16 protein-coding genes and 1 tRNA gene are annotated in these 13,883 nt (G+C 38.0%); 14 read left to right on the top strand and 3 right to left on the bottom strand.

Going from position 1 to position 13,883, the window contains the following annotated elements:
- Positions 1-200: 200 nt before the first annotated feature.
- A complete protein-coding gene (locus tag AC1F25_RS07885) occupies positions 201-1,601 on the bottom strand; it encodes a TrkH family potassium uptake protein (RefSeq protein WP_151668726.1) in 1,401 nt (466 codons plus the stop codon).
- Positions 1,602-1,761: 160 nt separating this feature from the next.
- Here AC1F25_RS07885 and AC1F25_RS07880 point away from each other — a divergent pair, with 160 nt between their 5' ends.
- From AC1F25_RS07880 to lepB, 4 genes are all read left to right on the top strand, one after another.
- Positions 1,762-2,499: an epoxyqueuosine reductase QueH gene (locus tag AC1F25_RS07880; RefSeq protein ID WP_002310105.1), complete on the top strand. Its 738-nt coding sequence runs from the start codon at positions 1,762-1,764 to the stop codon at positions 2,497-2,499.
- Positions 2,500-2,623: 124 nt separating this feature from the next.
- Positions 2,624-3,103, top strand: coding sequence for a hypothetical protein (locus AC1F25_RS07875; RefSeq protein WP_002310106.1), 480 nt, complete (start codon positions 2,624-2,626; stop codon positions 3,101-3,103).
- Entirely contained in the window at positions 3,100-3,867 is a 768-nt protein-coding gene (locus AC1F25_RS07870; RefSeq protein ID WP_002310109.1) for a DUF6681 family protein, read from the top strand. Before AC1F25_RS07875 ends, AC1F25_RS07870 begins: the two co-directional genes overlap by 4 nt.
- Before the next feature lie 173 nt (positions 3,868-4,040).
- On the top strand, positions 4,041-4,610 hold the full coding sequence (gene lepB / locus AC1F25_RS07865) for a signal peptidase I (RefSeq protein WP_002316795.1): 570 nt from the start codon (positions 4,041-4,043) through the stop codon (positions 4,608-4,610).
- 121 nt (positions 4,611-4,731) lie between these two features.
- Here lepB and AC1F25_RS07860 read toward each other — a convergent pair whose 3' ends face one another.
- Positions 4,732-5,334 (bottom strand): class I SAM-dependent methyltransferase, encoded by a 603-nt coding sequence (locus tag AC1F25_RS07860; RefSeq protein ID WP_002314093.1) that lies wholly within the window; start codon positions 5,332-5,334, stop codon positions 4,732-4,734.
- A gap of 320 nt (positions 5,335-5,654) precedes the next feature.
- Here AC1F25_RS07860 and AC1F25_RS07855 point away from each other — a divergent pair, with 320 nt between their 5' ends.
- The 8 genes from AC1F25_RS07855 to upp all read left to right on the top strand — a co-directional run bounded on the left by AC1F25_RS07855 (position 5,655) and on the right by upp (position 12,661).
- Entirely contained in the window at positions 5,655-6,239 is a 585-nt protein-coding gene (locus AC1F25_RS07855) for a thymidine kinase (RefSeq protein WP_002291517.1), read from the top strand.
- A gap of 2 nt (positions 6,240-6,241) precedes the next feature.
- The gene (gene prfA, locus AC1F25_RS07850; protein WP_002291519.1) at positions 6,242-7,315 is read left to right on the top strand and encodes a peptide chain release factor 1; all 1,074 of its coding nucleotides are present in this window, start codon (positions 6,242-6,244) and stop codon (positions 7,313-7,315) included.
- Positions 7,308-8,147, top strand: coding sequence for a peptide chain release factor N(5)-glutamine methyltransferase (gene prmC / locus AC1F25_RS07845; protein WP_002310113.1), 840 nt, complete (start codon positions 7,308-7,310; stop codon positions 8,145-8,147). The genes prfA and prmC overlap by 8 nt, the downstream gene beginning before the upstream one ends.
- A gap of 193 nt (positions 8,148-8,340) precedes the next feature.
- Entirely contained in the window at positions 8,341-9,366 is a 1,026-nt protein-coding gene (locus AC1F25_RS07840; protein ID WP_002320384.1) for an L-threonylcarbamoyladenylate synthase, read from the top strand.
- Positions 9,363-9,515 carry a hypothetical protein gene (locus tag AC1F25_RS07835; RefSeq protein ID WP_002291532.1) on the top strand — a complete coding sequence of 51 codons (153 nt, stop codon included), beginning with the start codon at positions 9,363-9,365 and terminating at the stop codon, positions 9,513-9,515. The genes AC1F25_RS07840 and AC1F25_RS07835 overlap by 4 nt, the downstream gene beginning before the upstream one ends.
- Before the next feature lie 16 nt (positions 9,516-9,531).
- Complete coding sequence (glyA, locus tag AC1F25_RS07830) at positions 9,532-10,776, top strand: serine hydroxymethyltransferase (RefSeq protein ID WP_151668728.1); 1,245 nt, start codon at positions 9,532-9,534, stop codon at positions 10,774-10,776.
- 172 nt (positions 10,777-10,948) lie between these two features.
- Positions 10,949-11,896 carry an alpha/beta hydrolase gene (locus AC1F25_RS07825; RefSeq protein ID WP_002314091.1) on the top strand — a complete coding sequence of 316 codons (948 nt, stop codon included), beginning with the start codon at positions 10,949-10,951 and terminating at the stop codon, positions 11,894-11,896.
- A gap of 135 nt (positions 11,897-12,031) precedes the next feature.
- Positions 12,032-12,661: a uracil phosphoribosyltransferase gene (gene upp / locus AC1F25_RS07820; RefSeq protein WP_002291540.1), complete on the top strand. Its 630-nt coding sequence runs from the start codon at positions 12,032-12,034 to the stop codon at positions 12,659-12,661.
- A 137-nt stretch (positions 12,662-12,798) separates the two neighbouring features.
- Here the strand turns inward: upp and AC1F25_RS07815 are convergent, their stop codons facing one another.
- Positions 12,799-13,041 (bottom strand): hypothetical protein, encoded by a 243-nt coding sequence (locus AC1F25_RS07815; RefSeq protein WP_479994020.1) that lies wholly within the window; start codon positions 13,039-13,041, stop codon positions 12,799-12,801.
- Between the two features lie 120 nt (positions 13,042-13,161).
- On the opposite strand from AC1F25_RS07815, the gene AC1F25_RS07810 reads away from it, so the two are divergent.
- Positions 13,162-13,234 (top strand) — tRNA-Thr (locus AC1F25_RS07810).
- A gap of 138 nt (positions 13,235-13,372) precedes the next feature.
- Positions 13,373-13,672: a bacteriocin immunity family protein gene (locus AC1F25_RS07805; RefSeq protein WP_002310121.1), complete on the top strand. Its 300-nt coding sequence runs from the start codon at positions 13,373-13,375 to the stop codon at positions 13,670-13,672.
- Positions 13,673-13,883: the final 211 nt, after the last annotated feature.

Here is a 13,883-nt window from a genome sequence, read left to right as displayed (position 1 = left end):
TGCTGACGAATAAATTCAACTAATCATACCATATGTTGAAAAAAAGGTTAAATTGCTTTTCTTATTCTTAAGAAAAGGTTACGGCTGAAAGTGCATGAAATCGGAGAAAACCGCATGATTTAAAAAAAAACAGCTTGAAACAAAATGATTGTTTCAAGCTGGTGTGATTTTATTATTACTCTTCATCAGTCTTTTCATTATTAACCAATAATGATTTTCTCACTTGGATATTCATAGCCCAGATCTCGGGTTTCTTTTGGTACGAACAGCATCAATGTATACAGCATTCCAATCCGCCCAATAAACATCAGGGCAGCAATCGTGATTTTCCCTACAACAGACAAGTCGCCGGTAATCCCTAAGGACAAACCAGTTGTTCCAAAAGCAGAAGTTACTTCGACGATGATCGAGATCAGTGTTTGTTCCTCTGTAGCAGATAAAAAAACGATACAAAAGAAACACATACCAAGAGAAAGCATAAAGACAACGACTGACTTTCGCACATCATCTTGATCGATTCTCCGTCCAAAAATATTGATATTATCTTCACTCTTGAGGAAGGAGTATAGATACAAACCGATGATTGCTACAGTAGTTGTTCGAATCCCGCCTCCTACAGAACTAGGACTGCATCCGATAAACATCAGTAAAGAAAAAATGATCAGTGTCGTAATCTGAAAATCACCCAAATCGTGAATCTGGAGACCGGCATTACGAGTCGTAATCGAATAAAACATCGAATTGATCCATTTGACACTCATACTGGAATCTTGGAATAAATGGTCCTTTTCCAATAGATAAATTAAGATAGTTCCCGAAACAAACAAGATGACAAAAGCCAACACAGCCAATTTGGTAAACAAGGAAAAACGAAATGGAAGCTTTGCACTGGAACGTTTATATAATAGCCACTCCCGACACTCCATCAATACAGGAAAACCAATTCCGCCGACAAAAATCAAAAACATGATTAGGATTAAGAAAAAATAGTCATGTGCAAAGGGCTTGATGGAATCCCCAGTGACGTCAAATCCAGAGTTCGTGACAGCCGATATCGCCTGATAAAAACCGTAAAAAACGGCATCACGCCAACGATCAAAATAGCCTCTGTAATAAAAATAAATAGAAAAGAATGTCCCAAAAAGTAATTGAAACCAGATTAAAATAGCAAAAGTAATCCGGATCAGTCGGACGATACCAGACAAACGCGGTTGATTCATATCCGTCATGATCAGCTGCCGCTGTTTCAATGTGATTCGTCGTTTAGAAAAAATGACAAAAGCAGTAGAAATCATCATGATCCCCAAACCACCAACTTGAAATAATATTTCCAGCAGTATAATGCCGTTATCATTGAACACAGAATTGATATCAAAAGTCGATAGTCCAGTCACGCTCACTGTACTGATTGCCATGAACAGCATGTCCACAAAAGAAACATGGCTATCTGGTTCGCGAAAAATCGGCAGATAAAATAGAACGAGTGATAAGACCGTCATCAATATATAATAAAAAACGATGATTTGGATCGATGAGAAATGATTAGCAGCAAACTTCTGTCCTCGCTGTTGCAGCCTTCGAAAGAATAAATCAACATGCACAGTACTATCCTCCTGACAATAGTCGTTTCTACCAGTATACAAGGGGAATCAGGAATACTCAAAGAAATTATTGAACAGATAACAATACAGCTTTCGATTAAAATAGAAATGGCTTATAATAAAGCAAATCCTAGAAAAAAGAAGGAGGAGGAATAACAAATTGATCAATGCCCAACAAATCGTAGAAAAAATGAAAAATCAAAAAATAAATTATGATACAGTTCTAAAAAAAATGATCATGCAATGGGAGAAAGAAGAAGTAAAGCCTAAGATATTAATACATACATGCTGTGCTCCTTGCAGTACGCACACGTTGGAATTCATGTCTCAATATGCAGATATCACGTTATTTTTTTCAAATTCGAATATCCATCCTAAAAGTGAGTATTTGCGGAGGTTACATGAACAAAAACGATTTGTAGACCAATTTAATGAGAAAACTGACCATCATGTAGCGCTGATTGTTGATGAATACCGTCCAAGTGAATTCACCAAAATGGTTTTAACAAACCATCTTGAAGACGAAAAAGAAGGTGGTGCTCGCTGCAGTGCATGCTTCAATATGCGATTAGATCTTGTTGCGCAAAAAGCGCAAGAACTAGGATACGATTACTTTGGAAGTGCCCTGACGATCTCACCAAAGAAAAATGCAGCCTTGATCAATCAAATCGGAATGGATATCCAAAAGATTTACGGGACACAATATTTGCCAAGTGATTTCAAGAAAAACAAAGGCTATGAACGCTCTTTGCAAATGTGCAAAGAGTATGATATCTATCGCCAATGTTATTGTGGTTGCGTGTTCGCTGCCAAGCAGCAAGGATGTGATCTGAAAGAAATCAATCGGGAAGCAAAAGCTTACTTAAAAACATCGACCGTAGTTTTTGATGAAAATTAAAGAAATCTTTCGGAAAAACGTAAGAAAAAAATAAAGAATTTATGGTAGAAATAAGGTAGACTGTATAATTTGTCCGTAGTAAAGTAAGAAAACAAGAATAAATTTCAATGAAGGAAGAGATAAGATGCGAAAAGTAGCACCTATTTTGAAGCCAATCGCTGTATTAACAATCTCGACGATTGTCGCGACTACTACAGGTATTGTGAATAGTTCCAGCTACCGTGCACCCAGTTCAAGTTCTAGTACTGTAGAAGAAACAACACCAACTACTTCAGTCTCGACATCTGAACCAACAACAACGGAAAGTTTGAATGAAACCACTACGACAAGTACATGGGACGACACAACAACTAGTTCGTCGTATGATGAGACATATACAACTGACAGCTCAAGCGAAACAAGCAATACGGTACCAGATGGCACTTCATCGGATTCAACCAATCCAAGTACAAGTCCGGATACAAGTGCTAGCTCCGAAACGATACCAAGCAGTACGACTGTAGATGATAACACGCAAAATGATGATGCAGCACGTACAGCACAGCAAAACCAAGATTCAGGAAATACCCAAACGTATAACCAACAAGCAGGTGATTCTCAATGACATTTTTACTAGACCTTATCAATGGGGTGCATAAATTCCTTGGCTATTTAGACATCAGTCCTAAATATCTTAACCGTGGATATACGATTTTAAGTGTGATCCCCACGCTTTATTTATTGAGAATTGTTTATGGACTTTGGCAAAACCAAAACTATCTTCAATTTTTCTTATATGGACTTGCATTTCTAGTGCTTGTTTATTTTACTGTTTTAAATGTATTTTATTACTTTTTAGATAAAAACACGAAAGCCGATGTCACACAGCTTTTTGTGAAGTATTTGCCTGATGAAGCGTTCAACATCCAGACAGAAGAAACAATCAATAATGGAAATTCGATCGATAAAGTTAATACACAAGAGGTCATGGTTTCTTATGACGAAGATTACCAATTGAAATTAGCCGAGAATATGCGGTACTTGATTGGAAATGGTGAGATCAAAATAAATGAACTCGGTCGCATGGATGGATTTCTTGTCGATAGAAATACGTTGTATCCTTATTACTATGTCAAGAAAACAGGAGAGAAAGAGTATGTTCTAAATATTGGACGAAGCTACTCGGACATGGAAAAAGTAGGGACCATTCGGCTGAGCTCAACAGAAGACACATTAGAACCTGTCGGATTGTTCATCGTTGGCGGTGATTTTGTCAAAGACGGGTTGCGTTATCATGAGCCTTATCGCCTGAAATTAATTGCAAAAAAAGCACAATCACAAGAAGAACAAGTTGTTTATAGTCGGAGCCAAAGAAGAAGACATTCATAAGGGGATGTGACATGACTTTTGTCATGCCCCTTTTTTATATAACGAGAAAAATAGAACGAACACGTCACTTATTCTTTCCTTTCATTTATAAACATTGTAGAATAAAGAGAGTACAATGAAATATCGTAAAAAAATGTAATAAATAACGAGGAAATATAAGTAGGAGGTAAGCTGTGAAAGAATTTTTGAAAAATTGGGGGATTCTGATCCTTGTATTAGCGGCTATTTTATTAGCTAGAGTGTACGTGTTTACACCAGTCACTGTAAACGGACATTCGATGGACCCTACATTAAGTGATGGACAACGACTGATTTCATCTAAAATCTCGAACTATGAACGAATGGACATCATTACTACGAAGGAACCAGGGGATGAAGAACGAATGATCGTTAAACGAATCATTGGTATGCCTGGGGACACAGTTAAGATGGAAAATGACCAGTTGACCATTAATGGCAAAAAGTATGATGAGCCTTATCTAGATAAGTTCAAAAAAGAATTTTCAGAAGATAAGTTACAAGGAGAGTATGCTTATAGTTCAGGGTTCCAAGCACAAGCAGAAAGTGCCTCTACCTTTACGAGCGATTTTGAATATACTGTGCCAAAAGGAAAGTATCTTGTTCTGGGTGATAACCGTTTGATTTCAAAAGACAGCCGAATGTTTGGGTTAGTCGACAAAGATATGATCCAAGGCAAAGTTGTTTTCCGCTACTGGCCTCTTTCCGAAATCAAAATCATTTGATGAAAAAATAAAAAGAAGAGGTTGTGACAGAAGTGGTCAGCTTCAAGAAATAAGAAACTGCTTTTGGAACACCGTTTAAACGAAAAAAGAAGCTGTGACATATTTTTGTCACAGCTTCTTTTTAAGCTTTTTGGCTGATGGATAGGAAAAGCGAAGCGTTTTTGTTCATAAATAGCTTTTCTCCGCGATGAAAAGTATGACTAGCAGTAGAGACAAAGCCAGTTTTTTTCAATCGATCGTTCAATTCTTCTTGGATAAAGCCATTATGGACTTTCGGATGACTGATTTGTTCATTCTTGTCAAAATCTACAATAATCAGTTGACCGCCAGGAGCTAAAAGTTCGAAAAGTTTCATGAGAATAGTCTTCGTATCAGGAATGTGCAAAAGTACGAGTGATAGAAGGATCACATCTGCTTGGATAGCAGGAAATTCGACAGAAGCATCAGCGTGGATCGTTCGGACATTTTTCAGATCTGCTGCTTGGATCTTTTCTTCTACCATTTTCAACATAGTTTCTGAAGCATCGGCAATGATCAGTTCTTTGAATCTTTCCGCAAGCGGTAAACTCACAAGCCCAGTTCCGCCTCCGTAATCCAGCAGGACTTTTTGGTGGCTGTCGCGCGGTAGATAAGTTGTTAGTTCTTCGCGAATAATCTTGGCTAATGCTTGACGGTCAGGGGAATCATAATGATTAGCGATGGAATCAAAAATATTTTTTGTCATCAAATAGCTCCTTACATAAAACTTTGGAATTTTAACTTATTATAGCACGTGAAAAGAAAGAAAACATGCTATACTCAATTCAAAAAGAAAGTATTTAGCAGATGTACTTATTTTTATAAATCCTAAGAATTTTCAAGGACAGAAATTTTTCTAGAAAGATAAGATAAATGGATCGCCTTATTTAGTTCTTGTCAAAAAATTGGAACAAAAGTAAGCAAGGGATTTGAACGATAATCTGTGCTTGATGAAAATTCTCACTGTAAAAAATGTTGAAAATCAAGTATAATACCATAGGAACAAACTGGAAGGTGAAAAAGAGCATGGCACAACTATTTTTTAAGTATGGCGCAATGAATAGCGGCAAGACAATCGAGATCCTAAAAGTCGCACATAATTATGAAGAACAAAATAAACCAGTTGTCTTGATGACAAGCGGTATTGATACGAGAGATGGTTTAGGCGTTGTTTCAAGCCGAATCGGACTGAAACGTGAAGCAATGCCGATATTTGAAGAAACAGACGTATTTGACGTGATTCAGAACATGGAAAGCAAACCCTATTGTGTGCTGATCGATGAAGCGCAGTTCTTAAAAAAGAAACATGTCATTGCTTTTACGAGAATCGTGGATGAATTGGATATTCCGGTTATGGCGTTTGGTTTGAAAAATGATTTTCGAAACGAGTTATTTGAAGGATCAAAATATTTATTGCTTTACGCAGACAAGATTGAAGAAATGAAAACGATCTGTTGGTTCTGCCACAAAAAAGCAATCATGAATTTACATTATATTGATGGGAAACCTGTTTATGAAGGCGATCAAGTGCAAATTGGCGGAAATGAAGCTTATTACCCCGTTTGTCGAAAACATTACTTTCATCCATCAATGATTACAGAAGGAGAATAAGCATGTACGATCAATTACAATCAATTGAAGACCGTTATGAAGAGCTTGGAGAACTTTTAAGTGACCCAGAAGTGATTTCTGATACAAAGCGCTTTATGCAGCTTTCAAAAGAAGAAGCAAACACGCGCGAAACAGTCGAAGTTTATCGTCGTTATAAAGAAGTAGTACAAGGGATCACCGATACAGAAGAACTGCTTGGTGAAAAACTGGATGATGAAATGGCTGAACTAGCAAAAGAAGAATTATCTGAGTTAAAAAAAGAAAAAGAAGTCTTAGAAGAAAAAATCAAGATCTTGCTTTTACCAAAAGATCCAAATGACGATAAAAATATCATCATGGAAATCCGCGGAGCAGCAGGTGGAGACGAAGCAGCCTTATTCGCGGGTGATCTTTTCAATATGTACCAAAAGTATGCTGAAGCACAAGGTTGGAAAACAGAAGTGATGGAAGCAAATGTTACCGGGATCGGTGGATACAAAGAAGTGATTATGATGATTACCGGAGAGAATGTTTATTCGAAATTAAAATATGAAAGTGGTGCACATCGTGTCCAACGTGTTCCTTCAACTGAATCGCAAGGGCGTATCCATACTTCCACAGCGACAGTTGTCGTGATGCCAGAAGCTGAAGAAGTAGAGATCGATATTGAAGACAAAGATATCCGCACAGATATCTATCATGCTTCAGGTGCTGGCGGACAGCACGTCAATAAAACAGCATCTGCGGTACGTTTGACTCACTTACCAACAGGGATCGTCGTTGCTATGCAGGATGAACGTTCTCAGATCAAGAACCGTGAAAAAGCAATGAAGATCTTGCGTGCTCGTGTGTATGATAAGATCCAACAAGAAGCACAAAGTGAATATGATGCCAATCGAAAATCAGCAGTCGGAACTGGGGATCGTTCAGAACGGATTCGGACGTATAATTTCCCACAAAATCGCGTGACTGATCACCGTATCGGATTAACTATCCAAAAATTAGATCAGATTTTAGCAGGGAAATTGGATGAAATCGTTGATGCATTGATCATGTATGATCAAACATCAAAACTGGAAGCTATGCAAAATGGGTAAAATGACCTATCGAGAAGTCCTGTCACGGGCTTCTTCTTTTTTAGAGGATCATGGAAAAGAAGCATACAGTATCCAATTTTTATTTTTGGAACGAAAACAATGGAAAAAACTTGATTGGCTCCTTCATATGAACGAAGAGATTTCAGAAGAAGAACAACAGTTGATCGAAACAGATCTGCGACTTCTGCTTGCAGATCATCCGCCTCAGTATTTGCTAGGATATGCAGATTTTTATGATCATCGGTTGAAGGTAACCGAAGCAACACTGATTCCTCGACCAGAAACAGAAGAGTTAGTGGAGTGGTGTTTAGACGAGACGCCTGATGTACCATTGGAAGTGATAGATATCGGGACAGGGACTGGGGCGATTGCTATTAGTTTGAAAGCAGCAAGAAAAAATTGGCATGTATCTGCCGTAGATCTTTCTGAAGAAGCATTAGAAGTCGCGAAAGAAAATGCTCAGCACGAAGGAACGAAAATCAGTTTTTACCATGGGAATACATTGGAACCAGTACAGGATCGGCGATTTGATGTGATTATTTCTAATCCGCCGTACATCAGTCGGAATGAATGGGAACTGATGGATGAAAGTGTCCGGTCATTCGAACCTAAGATGGCCCTTTTTGCGGAGAACGATGGATTAGCTGTTTATGAAAAAATAGCAGTTGAAGCACCAAGCGTACTAAAACCAAATGGAAAGATTTTTTTAGAAATCGGATTTCGCCAAGGTGAAGCAGTAAAAAAAATATTCCAGCAAGCATTTCCAGATAAAAAAGTGGCGATAAAAAAGGATCTTTTTGGTAATGAACGAATGATCCAAGTCTACAGTTGAAGCTGTGGATGAAAAAATTTTTATTTGTTTTTTTATTATAAAAAAACACTAATTTGACAAGGATGTAAACGACTTTTTGGCTTATCAACAAGTTTATCCACTATTGACAAACGAATGATCCACAGTCAGTGGAAAACTTGAGGATAAAGTTGGATAAAACAAGAACGTATGAAAAAGGGGTTGTGGATAAACTGTGGAAACGAAACGTTATGATGAAACTGAATTAAAAGAGGCAGCCAAAGCACTGAAAGCAGGAGAACTTGTTGCTTTTCCTACTGAAACAGTGTATGGATTGGGCGCCAATGCTCTATTGCCAAATACTGTCAAGAAAGTGTTTTCTGTAAAAGGAAGACCTCAAGACAATCCATTGATCGTCCATGTCGCCTCTTTTGAACAAGTAAAAGAGTATGTGGACAACTTTCATCCAGAAACAGAGAAGATTGTGAAGAACTTCTGGCCTGGACCACTAACTTTGATATTTAAAATCAAAAAAGATACCTTGCCCTCAGTTGTAACAGGAGGATTATCCACAGCTGCATTTCGTATGCCGGATAACAAAAAAACACTAGAAGTAATCGAACTTTCAGGGGTTCCGCTTGTCGGTCCAAGTGCAAATACGTCGGGAAAACCAAGTCCGACAACTGCAGATCATGTATTCCATGATCTACAAGGAAAAATTACCGGGATCATTGATGATGGAGCTACGCGAATTGGAGTAGAATCCACTGTTCTTGATTTAAGTGATCCAACAGCCATGCCTATGATCTTACGACCAGGTGCAGTAACGAAAGAACAAATCGAAGCAGTCATCGAATCTCCTGTTGCTATTGATCAGCATCTTGTAAAAGAAAATGAAACACCAAAAGCGCCTGGGATGAAATACAAGCACTACTCACCCGATACACGTGTTCTGATGGTCAGAGAGGGCGATTGGTCAACTGCAGTTCAATGGGCAAAAAATAAGAAGATCCGTGTAGGTGTCATAGCAAGCCCCGAAATTTCGGATCAAGTGCGGACAGATACTGCAGCTGTTTATATGTATAACGACAACTCAGTAGAAGCGGCGGCTAAAGGATTGTTTGCAGGTCTAAGAGGATTAGATGAACCAACACTTGGGTTAGATTTGATTTTTGTACAAGTATATCCAGAAACTGGATTGGGGAATGCTTATATGAATCGCTTGAAAAAAGCAGCTGGACAAAATTATTTTGAAAAATGATCAATTGGTTATTGCCGCATTCTTTTAGTATGATACAATGCTATCAAGTAAATCTTCTATCAGTGAACGAAAAACGAAGTGTAAATAGAAGAGATACGAATATTTGGCAATTTGTTTTTGATGGGAAAAATAAAATTGTAGGAAAATAAAAAGGAGCTGTTGTTTGTGGTAGATTACAAAACGTTTGACCCTGATCTTTGGGCTGCGATCGCCAAAGAAGAAGAAAGACAAGAACATAATTTGGAGCTGATTGCCTCTGAAAACTTTGTCTCCGAAGCAGTGATGGCTGCGCAAGGAAGTATTTTGACAAATAAATACGCAGAAGGTTATCCAGGGCATCGCTATTATGGAGGATGTGAATTTGTCGACATCGTTGAAAATTTAGCGATTGACCGTGCAAAAGAATTATTCGGAGCGAAATTTGCGAACGTCCAACCTCACTCCGGCTCTCAAGCCAACACGGCTGCTTATCTCGCTTTGGTAGAACCAGGGGACACGATCTTAGGAATGGATCTTTCCGCAGGCGGACATCTAACACATGGATCACCAGTCAACTTCAGTGGCAAAACCTATCACTTTGTTGCTTACGGTGTTGATCCGACAACAGAAGTTATTGATTATAATGTGGTACGTATTTTAGCTAGAAAACATCAACCAAAATTGATTGTAGCAGGTGCCAGTGCTTACGGACGAACGATCGACTTTGCGAAATTCAGAGAAATCGCAGATGAAGTAGGCGCAAAACTGATGGTAGATATGGCACATATCGCAGGATTAGTAGCAGCAGGACTTCATCCTAATCCAGTTCCTTATGCAGATATCACAACGACTACCACTCACAAAACATTGCGCGGACCTCGAGGCGGCATGATTTTGACAAACGATGAAACATTAGCGAAAAAAATCAATAGTGCGGTCTTCCCTGGTATTCAAGGCGGACCTCTAGAGCATGTGATTGCTGGGAAGGCAGCGGCATTCAAAGAAGCACTAGATCCTGCATTTAAAGAATATAGTGAACAAATCATTGCCAATGCAAAAGCAATGGTCAAAGTATTCAATCAAGCAATCGGAACAAGAGTCGTTTCAGGAGCGACAGATAATCATCTGATGCTGATCGATGTTCGTGAGTTAGGTATAAATGGAAAAGAAGCAGAGAGTATTTTGGACAGTGTGAATATCACGGTAAATAAAAACTCGATTCCTTTTGAAACGCTAAGTCCATTCAAAACAAGCGGCATCCGAATCGGTACACCAGCAATCACTACTCGCGGGCTTAAAGAAGAAGATGCTGTAAAAGTGGCTGAATTAGTTGTTAAAGCATTACAAGCAAAAGGCGACAATGCTCAATTAGACGAAGTCAAAACAGGTGTACGCGAATTAACTGAAAAATTTCCATTGCATAAAAAATAAAAATTTAAATTCAATATAATACAATAATACAGAAAAGTTCAATACCGGACTTTTCTGTTTTTTTCTATTTTATTTTTTTATGGAAAACGGATTCTTTGACAATATTGATGATGCTCTCTAGTATATGAGGTGTAATTTTAGTCTTCACATTAAATCTCAGGGAGGAAAAGTCATGACTGATCGTATCTCGTTAGAAAAGGAAGCCATAGCATTCAGTGATGCAAATGCACCTCATCCGCGAATCTATGAACTAGCACCGGAAGAAGGAAGAGCATTACTGGAAGAAGTACAAGAATCACCTGTGAACAAATATTCCGTTGATATTGAAGACTTGATGGTAGATACTGGCGAATGGGGAAAAATCAATATTCGTTTTGTACGACCGGAAGGAAATATAGATAAATTACCAGTTATTTTTTATATCCATGGAGCTGGTTGGGTCTTTGGCAGTACTCAAACCCATGATAAATTGATCAGAGAACTTTCGGTCCGCACGAATTCTGTCGTTGTCTTTCCAGAATATAGTCGATCACCTGAAGCGAAATATCCAATAGCAATTGAACAAAATTATGCTGTGTTGCAACAGCTGAATAAATTAGCCAAGTCAAAAAATCTGGATCTCGAGAATCTAATCGTTGCAGGAGATTCAGTTGGTGGTAACATGGCTACAGTCATGACGATCTTAACAAAAGAACGAAAAGGGCTCCCAATATCTAAACAATTGCTGTATTATCCAGTTACCAACGCTGATTTTGATACAGATTCCTATCATGAATTCGGAGAAAACTATTTTTTGACAAGAGAAGGAATGAGATGGTTTTGGGATCAATACACGACGAATGAGGAAGAGCGTGCTGAGATCACAGCTTCGCCTTTGAGAGCAGAACTGAATGAACTAAAAGATCTACCTCCGGCAATGATTTTGACAGGAGAAGCGGATGTATTAAGAGAGGAAGGCGAGGCTTATGCACGCAAACTTCGTGATGCAGGGGTTCCTGTTACACAAGTACGCTTCCAAGGAATCATCCATGATTTCGTCATGGTAAATGCTATGGATCAGACAAAGGCAACGCGTGCAGCAATGGCATTATCTACTTCTTGGATCATGGAAAAAGAATAAGCTTTGCTTGTCAGCAGGAAAACTTCTTTTCAAAAAAGGATTTTCTTAGGAAAAATGGCGAGTTTGACTAGTCAATCACTTGATTTTGTTTTACAATTAAAAAGAAACGACAGAACAAAGGAGAGCTTAAAAAAAATGGGCAAATTTCAAGTGATCGATCATCCATTGATTCAACACAAACTAACTATTATTCGGGACAAAAACTGCGGAACAAAGGTTTTTCGTGAAGTAGTCGATGAAATCGCTATGTTGATGGCATATGAAGTATCACGGGATATGCCGTTGGAAGACATCGTGATCGAAACACCGATCACTGAAACAACACAAAAAACGTTGTCAGGTAAAAAAGTAGCGATTATTCCAATCTTGCGTGCAGGTATCGGAATGGTTGATGGTATCTTGGAATTGATTCCAGCTGCTAAAGTGGGCCATATCGGTCTTTATCGAGATGAAGAAACGTTTGAGCCACATGAATATTTCGTCAAACTTCCAGAAGACATTGATGCACGTCAGTTGTTCGTAGTAGATCCAATGTTGGCAACAGGTGGATCAGCAATCATGGCAATCGATGCATTGAAAGAACGTGGCGCGTCGAACATCAAATTTGTTTGTTTGGTAGCAGCACCTGAGGGAGTAAAAGCTTTGCAAGAAGCGCATCCTGATATTGATATCTATACAGCTTCTCTAGATGAAAAATTGAATGAACATGGTTATATCGTTCCTGGACTAGGGGATGCGGGTGACCGTTTGTTTGGTACAAAATAAGTAAAATGAAAAAGGATGTGACACAACTTTTGTCACATCCTTTTTTGGTCATTTTTAATGTTTGAGGCAGAACAGCTTTTTCACAGCTTTCGTTTGTATATAAAAAAACCATCCCAAAAATGCAGAGATGGTCAAATTCAAATCTTTTTAAGTTCTTTGTAGTTAACGATTACTACACCTTTGCTTTGCGTCATCAAGTTCGCATTTTCTGCAGTTTCATCAATCTCAACAACAGCGGAATTTTTCAATTGTTTTGAAATCGTTCCAGTTTGCGGCTTGCCGTGAATCGTGAACATTACGTGAGTATTGATCTTGAATTTTTCACCAATTTCCGATGGTACGATAGTTGTATTAAATTTTCCAAAAGTTGCCATTTTCATAAAACCTGCCTTTCACATCAATTATACCACGTTTTATGAAAAATATCATGAAATTAAACTAATTTTCCATCGAACTCTTTACAATCAGCCAAATAGAGTATATAATTTCTTTTGGATAAGGCCAGCTTAGCTCAGTTGGTAGAGCAACGCACTCGTAACGCGTAGGTCGTAGGTTCGATCCCTATAGCTGGCATAAAGCAAAAGACAGATACCCTGGTTGGGTATCTGTCTTTTTTCTTTATGTCTGTGTGATTTAAAAACCACTAAAAATGGCGTATACTTTGTGTATAGAATGTAGTGGGGAGAAATATATTTCTGGGAGGAAATCGTGATGTCTAAAAGTGAAGAAATAGAAAACATGGTACTAAAATTATATGATCTCGTTTTAAATCCAGAGATCAATGAAAAGGAACGTATACTTCTGATAGAAGCAAAAACAGGCTTAGAAAAAGGTCAGTATTATCCTAAAGTCATGAATAATTTGGAACGTAGTTTACGTCCGTTAGCAATCAAGGGAGAATTGTCTAAAGCAGTCTCACCGTTTTATATGGAGATATCAACAATAGGAAAATTTGAAAAAGAATTAGGTCGAGGAATGGCTTCGGCATCGATTACTTTTGGGCATTTATAAAAATGGATTATTCATCTCAATGAATTAAAAAGTAGCGTCAATCACAGAATACAGGCTAGGTTCGTTTATTTGAACAAAGTCTGTATTTTTTATATTGTGTTTTATTCTTTATTTAATATAAAAACAGCTGTTATAAAATAATAATGCTAATTAAAAGAATATTTTATGCAACTATAGTTATTTATGCACGTTCCATTTTTGTAAGTTAAAA

The sequence above is a fragment of the Enterococcus sp. M-BR2 genome (assembly GCF_056612775.1).
The sequence above is the reverse complement of the archived record's forward strand: the minus strand, read 5'-3'. Positions and strand labels throughout refer to the sequence as shown.

Bases quoted from the DNA above. Each gene is read 5' to 3' on its own strand.
- AC1F25_RS07875 (WP_002310106.1), top strand. From the start codon at position 2,624: ATGCGAAAAGTAGCACCTATTTTGAAGCCAATCGCTGTATTAACAATC.
- AC1F25_RS07870 (WP_002310109.1), top strand. From the start codon at position 3,100: ATGACATTTTTACTAGACCTTATCAATGGGGTGCATAAATTCCTTGGC.
- AC1F25_RS07860 (WP_002314093.1), bottom strand. From the start codon at position 5,334: ATGACAAAAAATATTTTTGATTCCATCGCTAATCATTATGATTCCCCT.
- AC1F25_RS07855 (WP_002291517.1), top strand. From the start codon at position 5,655: ATGGCACAACTATTTTTTAAGTATGGCGCAATGAATAGCGGCAAGACA.
- prfA (WP_002291519.1), top strand. From the start codon at position 6,242: ATGTACGATCAATTACAATCAATTGAAGACCGTTATGAAGAGCTTGGA.
- prmC (WP_002310113.1), top strand. From the start codon at position 7,308: ATGGGTAAAATGACCTATCGAGAAGTCCTGTCACGGGCTTCTTCTTTT.
- AC1F25_RS07835 (WP_002291532.1), top strand. From the start codon at position 9,363: ATGATCAATTGGTTATTGCCGCATTCTTTTAGTATGATACAATGCTAT.
- AC1F25_RS07825 (WP_002314091.1), top strand. From the start codon at position 10,949: ATGACTGATCGTATCTCGTTAGAAAAGGAAGCCATAGCATTCAGTGAT.
- upp (WP_002291540.1), top strand. From the start codon at position 12,032: ATGGGCAAATTTCAAGTGATCGATCATCCATTGATTCAACACAAACTA.
- AC1F25_RS07815 (WP_479994020.1), bottom strand. From the start codon at position 13,041: ATGAAAATGGCAACTTTTGGAAAATTTAATACAACTATCGTACCATCG.
- AC1F25_RS07805 (WP_002310121.1), top strand. From the start codon at position 13,373: ATGTCTAAAAGTGAAGAAATAGAAAACATGGTACTAAAATTATATGAT.